The sequence below is a fragment of the Rhizobium sp. IY2 genome (assembly GCF_047532935.1).
Lineage (GTDB): Bacteria > Pseudomonadota > Alphaproteobacteria > Rhizobiales > Rhizobiaceae > Rhizobium > Rhizobium anhuiense.
Genome location: NZ_JBLKNU010000004.1, coordinates 403,001 through 421,128, shown reverse-complemented (window position 1 = coordinate 421,128; position 18,128 = coordinate 403,001). Strand labels below are relative to the sequence as shown.

Genomic DNA, 18,128 nt, shown 5'->3' with positions numbered 1-18,128 from the left:
TTTGGAATGACGGCACGCGCGAGCTCTAAGCCGGCTTAGAAACCGGTCTTGCTCGTCTTGAGAAGAATGTTGGTCTCGGTCGAATTGATGCCGTTGATCAGTCGGATGCGGCGCAGCGTCTCGTCGAAGGAGGGAAGATCCCGATCCTCGAGTTCGGCGACGAAATCCCATTTGCCGTTGGTGCTGTGAAGTGCGCGCACCTGTGGCAGGCCCCGCAGCTGATCGGCCACCCTGTCGGCGAGCTTGCCGAGCACCTCGATCATGACGATGGCGCGCACGCCGGCGGACCGCGTCTCGTGACCGGTGCGGATGGTGAAGCCGACGATGGTGCCGCTGGCGACCAGCCGGTCGATCCGGGCAGCGACCGTTGCCCGCGATGCACCCGTCATCGCCGCAAGCGAGGAGACGGAAATCCGGGCATTGTGGCGAAGGGCACTGAGAAGTTCGGTGTCGAGATCATCCACGCTGATCACTTTGTCAAAATAGGTTTATCATTCTGCGCAATCATAATCCATTTCTGACAATTTTCCATCTTTTTGCCGTCAGCCCTTTATCTCACTATCGGTCGAAACAGGCCTGAACACGGAGCCCCAGATATGAATGCCCAATCGCGATCCGTCACCCTCATCGGCGCGCCGCTGGAAGAAGGCTCCGGCCGCAGAGGCGCTGCCATGGGGCCTGCCGCCTTGCGCATTGCCGGCGTCGATCAGACGCTGATCGAGCTTGGCCATGACGTCGCCGATATCGGCGATCTCAGGATCGTGCCGGCGATGGATCTGCCGAACCATCCGAAAGCCCACAATCTGAGGATCGTCGGCGCCTTCACCCGCGCGCTCGAAAGCAGCGTCCATGACGTCGCCGCCGCCGGCCGTTTCCCGCTCATTCTCGGCGGCGACCACAGCCTTTCCATGGGCAGCGTCTCCGGCATGGCCCGTTATGCCGCCAGCAAGGGCCGCCCGCTCTTCGTCCTCTGGCTCGATGCCCATGCCGACTTCAATTCTCCGGCCACCTCGCCCTCCGGCAATATTCACGGCATGCCTGTCGCCTTCTTCTGCGGCGAGGCCGAATTCGCCGAGATCCTGCCGAAGGACCGTCCGTTCGTCGATCCGAAGAATGTCTTCCAGGTCGGCATTCGTTCGGTCGATGCGCGTGAGCGCGAAGAAATCCACGAACATGGCGTCAACGTCTTCGACATGCGCGCGATCGACGAGCAGGGCATCGGCGCCATCATGCGTGAGATCCTGGACGTCGTGACCAAGGCGAACGGCCTGCTGCATGTCAGCCTCGACCTCGATTTCCTCGATCCCGAGATTGCCCCTGGCGTCGGCACGACGGTCCCGGGCGGCGCGACCTTTCGCGAGGCGCATCTGGTGATGGAAATGCTTTCGGATAGCGGCCTCGTCTCGTCGCTCGATCTCGTCGAACTCAATCCGTTTCTCGACGATCGCGGCAAGAGCGCCCGCATCCTGGTGGAGCTGACGGCAAGCCTCTTCGGCCGCCGCATCTTCGATCGTCCGACACGCGCGGCATAGAGCATGTCGCGCAAAACTGTGCAGCAGTTTTGCGATCACGACATGCGGAAACCAAAGACTAAGGGAGAACGGCCATGACCACTTCGGAAAAACTGATCGCCACCGAACAGCGGCTCGGCGCCAACAATTACAAGCCGCTCGACGTGGTATTGACGCGTGGCGAAGGCGTTTATGTCTGGGATACCGACGGCAACCGTTATCTCGATTGCCTCTCGGCCTATTCCGCCGTCAACCAGGGCCATTGTCATCCGAAGATCCTTGCCGCCATGGTCGAGCAGGCGGGCAGACTGACGCTCACCTCCCGCGCCTTCCGCAACGACCAGCTCGCCTATCTCTACGAAGAACTCGCCGCTCTCACCGGCTCACACAAGATCCTGCCGATGAATTCCGGCGCCGAAGCCGTGGAGACCGCCATCAAGGCGGTGCGCAAATGGGGATACGAGGTCAAGGGCGTGCCGGAGGGCAAGGCGGAGATCATCGTCTGCGCCGATAATTTCCACGGCCGGACGCTGAGCATCATCAGCTTCTCCACAGATCCCGATGCCCGCACCGGCTTCGGCCCCTACACGCCGGGCTTCCGCATCATTCCCTTCGGCGATGCCGAGGCTTTTGCCGCGGCAATCAATGCCAATACGGTAGCCGCCCTGATCGAGCCGATCCAGGGGGAAGCCGGCGTCATCATCCCGCCGGCGGGTTATTTCACCCGCATTCGTGAACTCTGCACTGATAACAACGTCACCCTCATCCTCGACGAGATCCAGACCGGCCTCGGCCGCACCGGCAAGCTGCTGGCTGAGGAACACGAAGGCATCGAGGCCGACGTGACGCTGATCGGCAAGGCGCTCTCCGGCGGCTTCTACCCCGTGTCAGCAGTGCTTTCGAATTCCGAAGTCCTCGGCGTGCTGAAGCCCGGCCAGCACGGCTCGACCTTCGGCGGCAATCCGCTCGCCTGCGCGGTGGCACGCACCGCACTGAAGGTGCTGACGGAAGAGGGCATGATCGAGAACGCTGCGGTCATGGGCGATTATTTCCTCGATGGGCTCAGGTCGATCCGCTCGAACATCGTCAGGGACGTGCGCGGCCGCGGTCTGATGATGGCCATCGAACTGGAACCCGAAGCCGGCGGCGCGAGGCAATATTGCCATGCGCTGAAGGAGCGCGGCCTGCTCGCTAAGGATACCCACGACCATACGATTCGTCTCGCTCCGCCATTGGTCATAACAAGGGAGCAGGTGGATTGGGCAGTCTCGCAGATCGAAAAGACCATAGGCTGAGGTAAATCGGGGCTGAAAACCTTCGCAACCCCCCTCCCGATTTAGATTTGGGCAACACTCTTTCGCTAATGTCGTCGTAACCGTAACGATGCTTCGCCGAGCGCAAAGCCATCGCGTGGTGTGAAGGCAAGGCTCGTCAGCGCCAATGGTGGCGCACCCGCTTCTGCTTTGGCTTACGACAGTTGGGAAGAATTCTAATGGCCACGATCAATTCCACTAGCTTCAGCGGCGATACGCTCGAGATCATTGCCTTCCGCCTGCATGATCAGGAATTCTGCGTCAAGACCACGACCATCCGCGAAATCCGCGGCTGGGCGCCGTCGACGCCGATCCCGCACGCCCCGGCCGATGTCATCGGCGTCATGAACCTGCGCGGCTCGGTGATCCCGATCATCGATCTTGCCTACAAGCTCGGCATGAAGAGCACCGTCGCCAACGAGCGCAGCGCCATTGTCGTCGCCGAAGTTCACAGCATGGTCATCGGCATGCTCGTCGACCGCGTCTCGGACATTCTCACCATCTCGTCCAGCCAGGTCCAGCCGGTGCCTGAGGTGACCGCCTCCTTCGACCGCGCCTATTGCGAAGGCATCATCGCTTCAGAAAATGGCATGATCTGCTTCCTGAACCTCTCCAAGATGTTCAAGGAAAACGAGACCGATGATCTGGCGGCCTGATCGGCCTAGGCATTCGTATCTAGACAATTCGCATTTGAAAAACCGCCCATCCGGGCGGTTTTTTATTATGTACCGCAAGGCTTTTCCGCACGGCTCAATATTAGTTATTTCTTTTATACGAGATATTAACCACGTCCTATCATCATACGACACACAAGGATGATACGTTTTCCGCAAATCTCGGAGGAATGACAGACGATACGGCTGTCATTCCATCACCGGCATTCTTCGTCCGACACGCTTCGTCTGATTAGCCGAAGCAGCAGAACGCGCATTTCAGAGGGGCAAGGATGTTTGGTCTATCTTCCGACTCGAAATATATTCTCAATGCCATTTCCAAATCGCAGGCGATCATCGAATTCGATCTCAATGGAAATATCCTCACGGCGAACGAGAATTTCTGCAATGCGCTTGGTTATCGCCTGAGCGAGATCGTCGGCAAGCATCACAGCATGTTCTGCGAGCCGGCCTATACGGCAACTCCTGACTATCGCGCCTTCTGGGCGCGGCTCGGGCGCGGCGAATATGATGCCGGCGCCTACAAGCGTCTTGCCAAGGGCAACCGCGAGATATGGATCCAGGCTTCCTACAATCCTGTTTTCAAGGGCGGAAAGCCATTCAAGGTGGTGAAATTTGCAGCCGACATCACGGCCGCCAAGAAGCAGGCGGTCGAGGATTCCGGCAAGCTGCAGGCGATCTCGCGTTCGCAGGCGGTGATCGAATTCAGCCCGATGGGCGAGATCCTGACCGCGAACGAGAATTTCTGCAACGCCATGGGCTATTCCCTGGCCGAGATCAGCGGCAAGCATCACAGCATATTCTGCGATCCGGCCTATGTCGGCACAGAGGATTACAAAAGCTTCTGGCGGCGTCTGGCCAATGGCGAATTCATCGCCAACGAATTCGTCCGTTTCGGGAAGGGCGGTCGCGAAATCTGGATCCAGGCAGCTTATAACCCGATCGTCGATGCCGACGGCAAGGTCTACAAGGTGGTGAAGTTCGCCACCGACGTCACCCAACGCATGAGCGCGATTTCTTCGCTCGGCGGCGCGCTGCGTCACCTATCCGAAGGTGATCTGACAAGGACGGTCGACACGCCCTTCGTCCCCTCGATGGAGCAATTGCGCCACGATTTCAACACGACGATCAAAGTCCTTGCCGAGACGATGAAGACAATCGGCGAGAATGCCGGTGCGATCGCCATCGGCTCACGCGAGATCGGCGCATCGGCCGATTCCTTCTCCAAACGGACGGAACAGCAAGCCGCATCGATCGAAGAAACCGCCGCCGCGCTGGAGGAAATCACCACCACGGTCAACGATTCCAGCCGCCGCGCCGATGAGGCCGGCCGCCTCGTCGCCATGACCAAACAGGGCGCCGAGCAATCCGGCACCGTGGTCCGCAATGCCGTTGCCGCCATGGGCCAGATCGAACAGTCCTCGCACGAGATCACCAACATCATCGGCGTCATCGACGATATAGCCTTCCAGACCAACCTCCTGGCATTGAATGCCGGCGTCGAGGCGGCCCGCGCCGGCGAAGCCGGCAAGGGCTTCGCCGTGGTGGCCCAGGAAGTCCGGGAGCTCGCTCAGCGCTCCGCCAAAGCCGCCAAGGAGATCAAGGCGCTGATCAACACGTCGGGCGAGCATGTCAGGAACGGCGTCGGCCTCGTCGGCCAGACAGGCAAGGCGCTGGAGGAGATCGTCGCACAGGTCGGCGATATCGACGGCAACGTCGTCGCCATCGTCGAGGCCTCCAGGGAGCAGGCAACCGGCCTCAAGGAAATCAACCACGCGGTCAATACGCTCGATCAGGCAACGCAGCAGAATGCCGCCATGGTCGAAGAGAGCACCGCCGCCAGCCATAGCCTTGCCAAGGAAGCCGAAACGCTGCGCGTCCTGCTGACACGATTCCGTCTGCCGGGCCAGACCCAGGCCGCCGGCCGGCCGGAGGTGAGACATGAGGCGAGGCAAGCGGGTTCACCGGCGCTGCACCTTATTTCACGCGTCGCAAAGGCGCACGGCGCCGCTGCGACCGCCCAGAGCTGGGAAGAATTCTGATCCCAGCCGCCGCAGCCATCCTATCGTGCCGCCACCAGGCGACACTCTGATCAGACTGAGGCGGTAGACGAAGATGAAGCGCGTCGCATGAAGCCCGTGCGACGCGCTGTGACGGCTCATCCGAACAGCGCGAACGTCGCCCTCAGCGTCACCCAGACACCCCAGAGCAGCGGAATGCCGACGACGGCCCAGGCAAGCATCGCCTTGGCGTCCAACCCGCCTGTGCCGATGCCAAAGGAACCGGTCGGGCCGGCATTGACCGCCGCAGACTTCGCCTGCAGCGCAGCAACCTCGTCGTCCGACATGAACCATTTGTCCGAAAGCGGCCTGATCAGCGAATTGGCGATGAGGCCGAGCGCCAGCATGCCGGCGAGGATATACATGGTGCCGGTATAGAGGGTTGGACCGGGTGCCACGCCGGCGGCGATCTGCGCTTCGCGGATATAGTTGACGACGACGGGACCGACGATGCCGGCCGTTGCCCAGGCCGTCAGCAGCCGGCCGTGGATGGCGCCGACGAACTGCGTACCGAAAATATCGGCGAGATAGGCAGGGATCGTCGCGAAGCCGCCGCCATACATCGACAGGATGATGCCGAAGGCGAGAACGAACAGCGCCTTGTTGCCCATGCCCGCAAAGGTCGGCGCCAGTGCATAGAGCACAATGCCGAGGATGAAGAAGCAATAATAGGTATTCTTGCGGCCGATCTTGTCGGACAGCGACGCCCAGAAGAACCGTCCGCCGATATTGAAGAGCGACAGCAGGCCAGCAAAACCGGCGGCGATCGTGGCGATCGATGCCTTCTGGCCGGCGTCCAGCTGGGCGAAACCGACATCCGGCAGGCCGATCAGCGAGCCGGCGAAGATTTCCTGCAGCATCGGCGAAGCCATGCCGAGAACACCGATACCGGCCGAAACGTTGAGGCAGAGCACGGCCCAGATCAGCCAGAACTGTTTGGTCTTGTGGGCATCGCGCAGGTGCACATGTTTGGTGGTGATCATCGTGCTCTTGGCCGCAGGCGGCGTCCAGCCGTCAGGACGCCACCCGGCCGGCGGGATGCGATAGCCGAAGGCGCCGCCCATCATGAAGACGAAATAAATCGCCGCCATGACGATGAAGGTTTGCCAGACACCGACCGAACTGTCGGTCTTGAAGGCATTCATCAGCAGGTTGGCAAGCGGCGCGCCGATCATCGCGCCACCGCCGAAGCCCATGATCGCCATGCCGGTCGCCATGCCGCGCCGGTCGGGAAACCATTTGATCAGCGTCGAGACCGGCGAGATGTAGCCGAGACCGAGACCGATGCCGCCGATGACGCCGGCGCCAAGCCACATCATCCAGAGCTGATGGGTGATGACGCCGATAGCGGCAAGAATGATACCGCCGCACCAGCAGCAGGCGGAAACGACGCCCGCCTTGCGCGGGCCGGCGCGCTCGAGCCAGCCGCCCCAGATGGCGGCGGACGAGCCAAGGAGGACGAAGAATAGCGTATAGATCCAGCCGAGGTCGGCAACACGCCAGTCGCAGGTGGTGGTGAACAGCGCCGAGGCGAGTGTCAGATCCGGGCAGGCCGTCGAGGCGGTGATCCCGAGCGACTTGGAAAGTGGCAGCCAGAACACGCTGAAACCATAGGCCATGCCGATGCAGAGGTGGATGGCGAGTGCTGCCGGCGGCACCAGCCACCGATTGAACCCAGGCCGTGCAACGATCCTTTCACGATCGAGCAGGCCCGAGCCCGCCACCCCGTCTGTACGTGTTTCGGCTGCAGTCATGAACAACTCCTCCTTGATTCAGACCTGGCTTGATTCAGACTTGTTATCACCGGCACATGCGCAGGCAGGTTGCTCCTGCCTTCCCTCCCGCATGGACCGATCCTGGCTAATCGGACCGAGAGCAATTCCAGGAAAAGTGGGAAACGGTTTTCCGTCCGAAATTGCGTAAAAACAAAAGGTTTGAAATAAAGACCTAAAGCGCGAGGAACGCGCTTTAGTGTGTCGCAGGCTCCGGCTTTCGGATCAGAGGCGCGGCCTGCAGCACCAGCGCATCCAGGCCGTTCTCCTCATTCTCCAGAATTTCGAACAATTGCCGCCGCATGCGCGGATCCCAGAATTTATTGATATGGGTGGCGACCCCCTGCGCGGCTTCGCTTTCCGGCTGGCTCTTGAAGAAGGTAGCGATTTGATTTGCCATATAGACGAGCTTGGTCTTGGTATCATGCGACATCGGCAATGCTTCCAGGCGAGATACGGTGCGGGTGGGTGAAAATCTCGAAATCCTCGCCGCGCACCAGCGCGACGAGCGTCATGCCGGCCGCTTCGGCCGTGCGGATGGCCAGAGCCGTCGGCGCCGAAATGGCGATGAGCACCGGGCTGCCGAGGATCGCCGCCTTCTGCACCATTTCGACAGAAAGCCGGCTGGTGACGACGACCGCGCCGTCCCCGCCTTTTTCGCCGGCGCGGATGACGGCGCCGCAGAGCTTGTCCAGTGCATTGTGCCGGCCGACATCTTCGCGCACGGCAATCAGTCCCCCGCCTTGACGATAAAAGCCGGCGCCATGCACCGCCCGCGTCTCACGATGCAGCGGCTGTGCCTCGTTCAGAAGCGAAACGGCGCGGACGATATCCGCATGCGACAGCGCCAGCAGTGATGGCGAGACATCAGGCACCGGCCGCACTGCCTGTTCGATCGATTCGATGCCGCAGAGCCCGCAACCGACCGGCCCCGCCATGCTGCGGCGGCGTGCCCGCAGCAGATCGGCGACGTCATCGACAAGGCTTACCTGCACATCGATGCCCTGCTCACCCTCGACGACTTCGATGGCCGATATCTCCGCCGGCCCGGCAATGATCCCCTCGGTCAGGCTGAACCCGACGGCGAAATCCTCGAGATCCGCCGGCGTTGCCATCATCACCGCATGCGAACTGCCGCCATAGGAAAAGGCGATCGGCACTTCTTCCGGGACGATGCGCGAACCGGTCTGCACGATGCCGTTGCGGCGGGCGGTTTCGAGAGCACGGGCAGTGACGGTGAAGGTCATGACGCGCGTTCCTCCTGACAGGGCCACCCCCGCATCGTCACTCCGCTGCCTCGAGATTGCCGGCGATGCGGCGCGATTGCCGCGCCTGCTCGTCATATTCGAGCTGCCATTCACTTGGCCCGTTGGAAGGCGAGACCTGCACCGCCGTCACCTTGTATTCCGGGCAGTTGGTCGCCCAGTCGGAGAAATCGGTGGTGATGACGTTCACCTGCGTATTGGGATGATGGAAGGTCGTATAGACCACACCGGGCGCGACGCGATCGGTGATCAACGCCCGGAGCGTCGTGTCGCCGGAGCGGCTGCCGAGCTTCACCCAGTCGCCGTCGCGAACGCCGCGCTGCTCGGCATCGTGCGGATGGATTTCCAGCCGGTCTTCCGCATGCCAGACGACATTCTCGGTCCGCCGCGTCTGCGCCCCGACATTGTACTGGCTTAGGATGCGGCCGGTCGTCAGGAGCAGCGGGAAGCGCGGGCCGGTGCGCTCGTCGGTCGCCACATATTCGGTGCGGATGAACTTGCCCTTGCCGCGCACGAAGCCGTTGACATGCATGATCGGCGAGCCGAGCGGATTCTTTTCGTTGCAGGGCCACTGCACCGAGCCCATTTTATCGAGATAGTCGTAGGAGACCATTGCGAAACTCGGCGTCGTCGCGGCGATCTCGTCCATGATTTCCGATGGATGGGTGTAATTCCAGTCGAGCCCCATCGCCTGGGCAAGCTTCTGAGTCACTTCCCAGTCGCCATAGCCGTTGCGCGGCGACATGACCTTGCGCACGCGGTTGATACGCCGCTCCGCATTGGTGAAGGTGCCGTCCTTTTCGAGGAAGGTCGAGCCCGGCAGGAAGACATGGGCGTAATTGGCGGTCTCGTTGAGGAACAGATCCTGGACGACGACGCATTCCATCGCCGCAAGCCCGGCGGCGACGTGTTTGGTATCGGGATCGGACTGGAGAATGTCCTCGCCCTGGATATAGATGCCCTTGAAGGAACCGTCGACTGCCGCATCCAGCATGTTCGGAATGCGCAGGCCGGGCTCGTTGTTGAGCTTCACGCCCCAGAGTTTTTCGAAGATATCGCGCGTCGCATCGTCGGAAATGTGCCGGTAGCCCGGCAATTCGTGCGGGAAGGAGCCCATGTCGCAGGAGCCCTGCACGTTGTTCTGGCCGCGCAACGGGTTCACGCCGACACCAGGGCGGCCGATATTGCCGGTCGCCATCGCCAGGTTGGCGATCGCAATGACCGTGGTCGAACCCTGGCTGTGTTCGGTGACGCCGAGGCCATAATAGATCGCGCCGTTGCCGCCCTTGGCATAGAGCCTTGCCGCACCACGCAGATCCGCCGCCGGCACTCCGGTGAAGATCTCGGTCTCTTCGGGACTGTGGTGCGGTTCGGCAACGAAGGCAGCCCAGTCCTCGAACTCCGACCAGTCGCAGCGCTGGCGGATGAAGCTCTCGTCGTAGAGTCCTTCGGTGACGATCACATGAGCCAGCGCCGTCATGACCGCGACATTGGTGCCGGGCTTCAGCGGCAGGTGATAGGAGGCCTCGACATGCGGCGAGCGGACGATATCGGTGCGGCGCGGATCGATGACAATGAGTTTGGCGCCCTGGCGCAGCCGCTTCTTCAACCGTGAGCCGAACACAGGATGCCCGTCCGTGGGATTGGCGCCGATGACGACGACGACATCCGAATGCTCGACACTGTCGAAATTCTGCGTGCCTGCCGACGTGCCGAATGTCTGGCCGAGACCATAGCCGGTCGGCGAATGGCAGACGCGGGCGCAGGTATCGACATTGTTGTTGCCGAAACCGGCGCGGATCAGCTTCTGCACCAGATAGGTTTCCTCATTGGTGCAGCGTGAGGAGGTGATGCCGCCGATCGCCTCGCGGCCGTATTGATACTGGATGCGGCGGAACTCCAGCGCCACATGCGCGAAGGCCTCGTCCCAGCTCACCTCCCGCCAGGGATCGCTGACCTTTTCGCGGATCATCGGGTTGAGGATGCGGTCCTTATGGGTGGAATAGCCGTAAGCGAAACGTCCCTTGACGCAGGAATGGCCGCGATTGGCCTGGCCGTCTTTCCACGGCACCATGCGCACCAGTTCCTCGCCGCGCATCTCCGCCTTGAAGGAACAGCCGACGCCGCAATAGGCGCAGGTGGTGACCGCCGAATGTTCCGGCTGGCCGATCTCTATCACCGACTTCTCCGTCAGCGTCGCCGTCGGGCAGGCCTGGACGCAGGCGCCGCAGGAGACGCATTCGGATTCGATGAAATGCTCGTGCATGCCGGGGGAAACGCGCGAACCGAAACCGCGTCCTTCGATCGTCAGCGCGAAGGTGCCCTGCACTTCCTCGCAGGCGCGCACACAGCGCGAACAGACGATGCATTTGGAGGGGTCATAGGTGAAATAGGGATTGGACTCGTCCTTCGGCATCCATTTCAGATTGATGCCGCCGTTGTTGCGCGCCTTGACGTGATTATCGCCCTCGTAGCCGTAGCGCACGTCGCGCAGGCCGACGGCGCCCGCCATGTCCTGCAATTCGCAATCGCCGTTGGCCGCGCAGGTGAGACAGTCGAGCGGATGGTCGGAAATATAGAGTTCCATCACGCCGCGGCGAATATCCTTCAGCCGCCCTGTCTGCGTGTGCACCACCATGTTTGCCGCCACCGGCGTCGTGCATGAGGAGGGCGTGCCGTTGCGGCCCTCGATCTCGACGAGGCAGAGCCGGCAGGAGCCGAAAGCATCGACCATATCGGTGGCGCAGAGCTTCGGCACCTTGATGCCGGCCTCCATCGAGGCGCGCATGATGGAGGTGCCCTCCGGCACGCTGATCCGCTGTCCATCAATGGTGAGCGTCACCATGGTCTCGGATGTCGAAGCCGGAGTGCCGTAGTCGATTTCATGGATGAGAGACATGGTCGGTCTCCTTGCTTGAGATGGTGAGGTCAGCGCAGGCGTTCCATGAACAATTCGTCATTCCGCCGCCTCCACCAGAGGTGCCGGCGAAAAATCCTCCGGGAAATGCGTCATGGCGCTCATCACCGGATAAGGCGTGAAACCGCCCAGCGCGCAGAGCGAGCCGAACTTCATCGTGTTGCAGAGATCGGCAAGCAGCACCCGGTTCTTCTCCGGCTCGATGCCCTGAGCGATCTTGTCGGCCGTCTCCACGCCGCGTGTCGAGCCGATGCGGCAGGGCGTGCACTTACCGCAGCTTTCGACGGCGCAGAATTCCATGGCGAAACGCGCCTGCTTCAGCATGTCGGCCGTGTCGTCGAAGACGACGATGCCGGCATGGCCGATGAGCCCGTCCCTGGCGGCGAAGGCTTCGTAATCGAAAGGCGTGTCGAACAGCGCCCGCGGGAAATAGGCACCGAGCGGCCCGCCGACCTGCACGGCCTTGACCGGCCGTCCCGTCGCCGTCCCGCCGCCGATCCTGTCGACGATATCTCCGAGCGAAAGGCCGAAGGCCGTCTCAAAGAGACCACCATATCTGACATTGCCGGCAACCTGCAGCGGGATGGTGCCGCGTGAACGGCCCATGCCGAAATCGCGGTAGAAGGCGGCACCCTTTTCCAGGATGACCGGCACCGAAGCCAGCGAGATCACGTTGTTGATGACGGTCGGACAGTTAAACAGCCCCTTATGCGCCGGCAGCGGCGGCTTGGCACGCACGATGCCGCGCTTGCCTTCGAGACTGTTCAGCAGGGCCGTCTCCTCGCCGCAGACATAGGCGCCGGCGCCGGTGCGCACCTCGATATCGAAGGCGCGGCCGGAGCCGAGCACCGATGATCCGAGAATGCCGGCCTGCCGGGCGATGCCGACGGCTTCGGTCATTACCGCGATCGCGTGCGGATATTCCGAACGCGTATAGACGAAGCCCTTGGTCGCGCCGGTGGCGAGCCCTGATATCGCCATGCCCTCGATCAGCACGAAGGGATCGCCCTCCATGATCATCCGGTCGGCAAAGGTGCCGCTGTCGCCCTCATCGGCATTGCAGACGATATATTTGCGGTCGCCGGCGGCCTCGAGAACGGTCTTCCACTTGATGCCGGTGGGAAAACCGGCACCGCCGCGTCCACGCAGGCCGGAATCGGTGACTTCCTTGACGATATCGGCTGATGTCATCGAAACGGCGCGGCGAAGGCCGGCAAGGCCGCCATGCGCCTCGTAATCCGCAAGCGAAAGCGGATCGGTAATGCCGCAGCGGGCAAAGGTCAGGCGGGTTTGTTCCTTGAGGAACGGGAGGTCTTCAACCTCCCCGAGACAGAGCCGATGCTCGCCGCCGTTCATCATCCCGGCATCGAACAGAACAGCCACATCCCCGGCCTTTACCGGGCCGTAGCCGATGCGCTTGCCGTCAAGCTCGACCTCAACTAGCGGCTCCAGCCAGAACATTCCGCGCGAGCCGTTGCGCACGATCTCGGCATCGAGGCCGCGGGCGGCGATCTCCTGGGCAATCGCCTTTGCCACCTTTTCGGCCCCGAGCGCCAGCGCTGCGGCATCGCGCGGAACATATATCCTGACCGTCATCGGCGTGCCTCCGCAACGAGTTCCGCCGCCATCTGATCGTCGATCCGGCCATAGACCTCGCCGTCGAGCATCGCCGCCGGCGCGCAGGCGCAGAGCCCGAGACAGTAGACCGGCTCCAGCGTCACGCCGCCATCGAGCGTCGTCTGATGAAAATCGATACCGAGCAGCATTTTGACGCGCTCAGCCAAGCCATCGCCGCCCATCGACTGACAGGCTTCGGCGCGACAGAGCTTCAGCACATGCCGGCCGGCGGGATGGTCACGATAATCGTGATAGAAGGTCACCACGCCATGCACCTCGGCGCGGGAGAGGTTCAGTTCCTCCGCGATGACGGGCATGGCCTCCTGCGGCACATAGCCGAATTCTTGCTGGACCTCGTGCAGAATGGGAAGCAGCGGCCCTTCGAGAAAGCGAAGATCGGCGACGATGGCACGTGTGCGCGCTGCAATATCGCCTTCGGCGATATGAATGGTCATAAGGCAGCCCTCCCGGCGGCTCGCTCGTTGCGGAATGGCGGGCTCCCCCGGCCGAGTGCCATTCCGCAAGCAGCATCTCAGGGAAGCAGCCGGCGATCAATAAAGCTATCACGTTGCACGATAGTTTTTTTCTATCAGAGTTCCTCGTCTTGTACGAGCACTCTCGCCTCGTGCAGCAGGGCCGAGACAAGCGGCGTGAAAGGCTCGCGATAAGGGGCAACGAGGCCGACCAGATGATGCGCCTCCGGCTCGACGATCGGAATCATGCGGATTTCCACTGGAAATCCAAAGGATTTGGCGACGTTGCGCGGCATGATGCTGGCCCAGCGTCCGGTCCTGACATGCGAGAACAGCACGATCATCGAGTTGGATTCGAGTGTCGGATGCACGGTGGCGCCGGCTTCCGTCAAGTGTCGGTTGATGATGCGGCGGTTTTGCATATCAGCAGTCAATAGACAAAGCCGAAGATCGCCGACCTCTCGCCAGGTCACGTTGTCGCGATCCGACAGTGGGCTGCCGGCTGCCGTGATCAGATGATAACGCTCGGCATAAAGGGGAACGGTCGTGACGCGGCCGAGCGGCTCGTTTTCGAGATAGGTGATGCCGGCATCGATTTCGAGATTCTCGAGCATGCTCAGCACCTGCAGCGAATTGCGCGAGACGATCGAGAAGGTCACGCCGGGATGCCGTTCCTGGAAGGGCGTGGTGATGCGCGAAAGCATGGCGAGCGCGGTCGGAATGGCGGCAAGACGAATATGGCCGGAAAGGCCGCGGCGTGCGGCACGCATCTCCTCGCGCATGGTGCGGGCGTCGCCGACGATGCGCCGGGCCCATTCGAGCACGCGCTGCCCCTCCGGCGTCAGCCCCTGGAACCTTGAACCGCGCTGTACCAGCATGACGCCGAGTTGATCCTCGAGCTGCCGGATGGCCGCCGAAAGCGTTGGCTGCGAGATGCCGCACTCCTCCGCGGCGCGGCCGAAATGCTTTTCATTGGCAAGCGCGATGAAAAATTCCAGCTTGTCGATCATCCGGCCTCCCGCGCCATTTCGCGTCCGGGCCTATCTTCGACATAGCAGCCGTGCTCCGCAAGGGCGGTCGCTAACAGTTTTCTGCAATCGGAAAAAGCTCGAACAGCGATTCGAGGAAGGCGAGCACGCTGACATTGCCGATGCTGTAATAGACCAGCCTGCCCTGACGGCGCGTATTGACCAGGCCTTCGAGCCTCAAGCGCGCCAGCTGCTGCGAGACCATTGCCTGCTGTATGCCCAGAATATGTTCGATTTCACTGACCGTCCGCTCCTCATTCGCCAATATACAGAGGATGAGAAGTCGGGTCTGGTGCGCCAGCGCTTTCAGCAGGTCGCTCGCTTCATGGGCTTTTGCAGCGAGTGTGTGCAATTCCTGGCCGGTCATCCCCGGCTTGGGTTTGGGCAACGGCATGCGGTATCTCGGAAGGGAGGCGATGAGGTAGATCAGTACAATAGCATATTCGCACAAGCGAATTGGCCAAAATGACGAAATGCCAAAAAAGGTCCAAGCAAATCAGCAGATAAGCTGACCGCCATTGATCTCGATCACCTGGCCGGTAATGTAGCCCGAGAGGGAGGGAGCCGCCAGGAACAGATAGGCGGGAGCACAATCCTCCGCCGTGCCGAGCCTTTGCAGGGGGATGGATTTTCTTGTCTGCTCCAGCTTTTCGCGGGAGGAATAGCGCTCATGGAAATCCGTCTCGATCGTTCCCGGTGACACGCAATTGACCCGGATTCCATCCGGTGCGAGCTCACGGGCAAGCGCCTTGGAATAGGTCGCAACGAAGGCTTTCGAGGCCGAATAGATCGAGGAACCGGGGCTGCCGCCGGTCAGCGCCGAAATCGAAACCGTGTTGACGACAGCGGCGCCTTCAGCCGCCTTTAATGCCGGCAACAGTGCACGTGTCAGCGCCACCACCGATGTCTGGTTGAGCCGCACGATCGCCTCATATTCTGCGTCGGTGAGCGTGGCCGCGGGAAACCGGCCAAGCATGGTGCCGGCATTGTTCACCAGCACATGCACCCTGTCGAAGAAGGCGAGAACGTCTTCGGCAAATTGCGCCGCCCCACCGGCCGCCGAGAAATCGGCGTGCAGCAGCAGCGCCCGTCTTTCGGATTCAGCCGTCAGCAGGAAATCCGGCAGCTCGCGTCCCGGCTTGCGCCCGGTATGGACGATCACTTTTGCGCCGCAGTCCAGGAACTGCCGGGCCACTTCGAGGCCGATGCCGCGGCCGGCGCCGGTCACGACGACATTGCGATTTTCGAACAGTCTGGGATGAAACACGAAGCCGTCCTCCTCGCGGACAGTGCCGCCGGTTGCGTCACTCGCCCTTAACATATGAGCGCGCCGACCGAAAGAAAGGCAGGTACCGATCTTTCCCGGGAGACACAGCCAAGTCCCCCCTCTGGGGAAGGGCTCTAGCTCTCTGTCTCCAGAAGCCGCGCACCCGACCCCTCTTTGCCGAGCCGATCGCAGGGATTGCGCAACGGACAGCTTTCGATCGACAGGCAGCCGCAGCCGATGCAGCCGGTCAGACGGTCGCGCAGCAGGCTCAGCCGCCTGATTCGCGCGTCGAGATCATCCTTCCAGCGCGCCGACAGTACCTGCCAGTCGGCGACGGTGGGCGTGCGTCCCTGCGGCAGCGACTCGAACGCCGCCTGGATTTCCGAAAGCGGAATGCCGACACGCTGCGCCACCTTGATGATGCCAAGCCGGCGCAGCACGTCACGACCGTATCGCCGCTGGTTGCCGCGGGACCGGATGCTCGAGATCAGCCCCTTGGTCTCGTAGAAATGCAGCGCCGAGACGGCAAGGCCGCTGCGCTCCGCCACTTCGCCAACCGTCAGAAGTCTGCCGAGCGGCGTTGCAGGAATCGTATCCATCGGCTCTTGACCTCAATATTAGTTGAGGTTTTATAACCCGTGCTTCGATAATCGTAAAGTCCAATCGCGACAAGGAGCAACGCATGAAAACACCCACCAGGCTGGCGGTCATCTATGGCAGCACGAGAGAGGGCCGCATCTGCGACCGGGTGGTCAAATGGCTGACGCAGGAGCTCGTCCGCTTCCCGCAATTTGATATCGACATCATCGACCCGCTCGATTTCGCGCTGCCGGTAAGCCGTGACATGGCACACCCCGAAATCGACAGGCTCGCCGGGCGGCTTGGTATGGCCGACGCCTTCATCATCGTCACCCCGGAATACAATCACAGCTTCACGGCCTCGCTGAAGTCGATCATCGATTTCTTCTTCGAGCCCTGGCAGGGCAAACCTGTCGCCTTCGTTTCCTATGGCGGCATATCGGGCGGCCTGCGCGCCGTCGAACAGCTGCGCCTCGTCTTTGCCGAACTCCACGCGGTCACGATCCGCGATTCGGTGAGCTTTACAGCACCTTGGAACCGCTTCGACACCGAGGGACGGCTCGACAATCCCACCGACGCGATGCGTCTGCTCGACCGGATGATGGCAAGGCTGGAATGGTGGACACGGGCGCTCGTCACTGCCCGCAGCGATTGCCCCTATGCCGACATCGCCGCCTGAGGCAGCAAGCTCCGGTTCCGTTCCCGGCAGGTACGGAACCTCGAGGGACACCCGGGCAGGACCTCCGTCCGGGTGTTCTCAACAGTAAGGCATATCAGGCGATACCGGGCATGGCAGGCTCATCCCGACCGCATGGACGGGTTCGCAACTTTGCAGTTGCGGGGAGAAAACCCCGGTGATAGTTTCCGCGCCATTAACGGGGGAGCTCTGTATTGCCGGGGCTGAGATGTGAGGTGCAAGCCTCTGGACCCTTCAAAGCTGATCTGGGTAATGCCAGCGGAGCGAGGTTCAGATGTTTTCAGGCGCACAAGTGTCACTCTATCCGATGTCCGGCGATTTCGTCGGCATCATTCTCGATGCCGTCAAGGCGCTCGATCCCTATCGCGACCGGCTGCGCATCGAGACCGATGACATCTCTACGCTGCTGGTCGGCCCGCCTGACATTCTTTTCGCCGCCATGCACGATCTTTTCGTCACCGCCGCAAAGACCGGCGAACATTGCGTGCTGTCCGCCGCCGTGTCACGCGGCTGCCCCGGTGAGCCCGACGAGGCCATCTGCGGCGTCAACCCCTCCTCCGGCCAGGCAGAGCCGCTTGCTGACCGTATAGCGGCCGCCCTTGCCGCCGTTGAAATCACCGCCGAGACCGGACAGCCGACCGCTGCCCAATTCTCGCTCTACGTCATGGGAACCGGCACCCATATGGACGAGATCTATGGCTGCATCGACTTTCTCAAACGCTCCGGCACTTTCGACCGCGCCAAGAATTTCTGCACCAGGCTTTCTGGCGATGCCGGCGCCGTCTTCGCAACCATTCGTGAGGCCTTCTATCGCTTCGGCGACCCCGAGGGGCATGTGACCCTCGATATCACGGTGTCAGCCAATACAGCGCCGCGCGTCTTTTCAGACGCGCAAAGGACGCTGTAACACTTTAAATTGCTGCATAATTTTATCCTTAAATCGATTCCGATTTAA

The 18,128-nt window shown here is 61.6% G+C and carries 17 protein-coding genes and 1 riboswitch; of the genes, 6 read left to right on the top strand and 11 right to left on the bottom strand.

The genetic code is table 11. The features are described from left to right. Nucleotides 1-35: 35 nt before the first annotated feature. Nucleotides 36-473 carry an Lrp/AsnC family transcriptional regulator gene (locus tag ACMUVN_RS17795; RefSeq protein WP_174824498.1) on the bottom strand — a complete coding sequence of 146 codons (438 nt, stop codon included), beginning with the start codon at nt 471-473 and terminating at the stop codon, nt 36-38. Between the two features lie 123 nt (nt 474-596). Between ACMUVN_RS17795 and rocF the strand changes: the two genes are divergently transcribed. The 4 genes from rocF (at nt 597) to ACMUVN_RS17775 (ending at nt 5,540) form a co-directional block, all read left to right on the top strand. Next, nucleotides 597-1,532 (top strand): arginase, encoded by a 936-nt coding sequence (gene rocF, locus ACMUVN_RS17790; RefSeq protein ID WP_028756020.1) that lies wholly within the window; start codon nt 597-599, stop codon nt 1,530-1,532. A 74-nt stretch (nt 1,533-1,606) separates the two neighbouring features. Beyond that, a complete protein-coding gene (gene rocD / locus ACMUVN_RS17785) occupies nt 1,607-2,806 on the top strand; it encodes an ornithine--oxo-acid transaminase (RefSeq protein ID WP_028756472.1) in 1,200 nt (399 codons plus the stop codon). A 197-nt stretch (nt 2,807-3,003) separates the two neighbouring features. Then, entirely contained in the window at nt 3,004-3,480 is a 477-nt protein-coding gene (locus tag ACMUVN_RS17780; RefSeq protein ID WP_011427049.1) for a chemotaxis protein CheW, read from the top strand. A 290-nt stretch (nt 3,481-3,770) separates the two neighbouring features. Continuing rightward, nucleotides 3,771-5,540, top strand: coding sequence for a methyl-accepting chemotaxis protein (locus ACMUVN_RS17775; protein WP_047615524.1), 1,770 nt, complete (start codon nt 3,771-3,773; stop codon nt 5,538-5,540). A gap of 116 nt (nt 5,541-5,656) precedes the next feature. On the opposite strand, the gene ACMUVN_RS17770 is transcribed toward ACMUVN_RS17775, so the two are convergent. The 10 genes from ACMUVN_RS17770 to soxR form a co-directional block, all read right to left on the bottom strand. Next, complete coding sequence (locus tag ACMUVN_RS17770; RefSeq protein ID WP_028756023.1) at nt 5,657-7,312, bottom strand: OFA family MFS transporter; 1,656 nt, start codon at nt 7,310-7,312, stop codon at nt 5,657-5,659. A gap of 214 nt (nt 7,313-7,526) precedes the next feature. Then, nucleotides 7,527-7,763, bottom strand: a complete 237-nt coding sequence (locus ACMUVN_RS17765; RefSeq protein ID WP_028756024.1) for a formate dehydrogenase subunit delta — start codon at nt 7,761-7,763, stop codon at nt 7,527-7,529. Then, entirely contained in the window at nt 7,753-8,577 is an 825-nt protein-coding gene (gene fdhD, locus ACMUVN_RS17760; RefSeq protein WP_028756025.1) for a formate dehydrogenase accessory sulfurtransferase FdhD, read from the bottom strand. The genes ACMUVN_RS17765 and fdhD overlap by 11 nt, the downstream gene beginning before the upstream one ends. Nucleotides 8,578-8,614: 37 nt before the next feature. Further along, nucleotides 8,615-11,494, bottom strand: coding sequence for a formate dehydrogenase subunit alpha (fdhF, locus tag ACMUVN_RS17755; RefSeq protein ID WP_047615527.1), 2,880 nt, complete (start codon nt 11,492-11,494; stop codon nt 8,615-8,617). A gap of 57 nt (nt 11,495-11,551) precedes the next feature. Beyond that, nucleotides 11,552-13,108 carry a formate dehydrogenase beta subunit gene (locus tag ACMUVN_RS17750; protein WP_097543619.1) on the bottom strand — a complete coding sequence of 519 codons (1,557 nt, stop codon included), beginning with the start codon at nt 13,106-13,108 and terminating at the stop codon, nt 11,552-11,554. Continuing rightward, on the bottom strand, nt 13,105-13,584 hold the full coding sequence (locus tag ACMUVN_RS17745; RefSeq protein WP_097543618.1) for a formate dehydrogenase subunit gamma: 480 nt from the start codon (nt 13,582-13,584) through the stop codon (nt 13,105-13,107). Before ACMUVN_RS17745 ends, ACMUVN_RS17750 begins: the two co-directional genes overlap by 4 nt. 134 nt (nt 13,585-13,718) lie before the next feature. Then, nucleotides 13,719-14,612 (bottom strand): LysR family transcriptional regulator, encoded by an 894-nt coding sequence (locus ACMUVN_RS17740; protein ID WP_028756029.1) that lies wholly within the window; start codon nt 14,610-14,612, stop codon nt 13,719-13,721. 70 nt (nt 14,613-14,682) lie between these two features. Beyond that, nucleotides 14,683-15,024 carry an ArsR/SmtB family transcription factor gene (locus ACMUVN_RS17735; RefSeq protein WP_028756030.1) on the bottom strand — a complete coding sequence of 114 codons (342 nt, stop codon included), beginning with the start codon at nt 15,022-15,024 and terminating at the stop codon, nt 14,683-14,685. A gap of 102 nt (nt 15,025-15,126) precedes the next feature. After that, the gene (locus tag ACMUVN_RS17730) at nt 15,127-15,951 is read right to left on the bottom strand and encodes an SDR family NAD(P)-dependent oxidoreductase (protein ID WP_174824499.1); all 825 of its coding nucleotides are present in this window, start codon (nt 15,949-15,951) and stop codon (nt 15,127-15,129) included. An 80-nt stretch (nt 15,952-16,031) separates the two neighbouring features. Beyond that, entirely contained in the window at nt 16,032-16,496 is a 465-nt protein-coding gene (soxR, locus tag ACMUVN_RS17725) for a redox-sensitive transcriptional activator SoxR (RefSeq protein WP_028755831.1), read from the bottom strand. 83 nt (nt 16,497-16,579) lie between these two features. Between soxR and ACMUVN_RS17720 the strand changes: the two genes are divergently transcribed. Further along, the gene (locus ACMUVN_RS17720) at nt 16,580-17,155 is read left to right on the top strand and encodes an NADPH-dependent FMN reductase (protein ID WP_028755832.1); all 576 of its coding nucleotides are present in this window, start codon (nt 16,580-16,582) and stop codon (nt 17,153-17,155) included. 188 nt (nt 17,156-17,343) lie between these two features. Next, nucleotides 17,344-17,457: riboswitch (TPP riboswitch) on the top strand. Further along, nucleotides 17,448-18,080 (top strand): YkoF family thiamine/hydroxymethylpyrimidine-binding protein, encoded by a 633-nt coding sequence (locus ACMUVN_RS17715; protein WP_028755833.1) that lies wholly within the window; start codon nt 17,448-17,450, stop codon nt 18,078-18,080. Its footprint overlaps the riboswitch before it by 10 nt. Nucleotides 18,081-18,128: the final 48 nt, after the last annotated feature.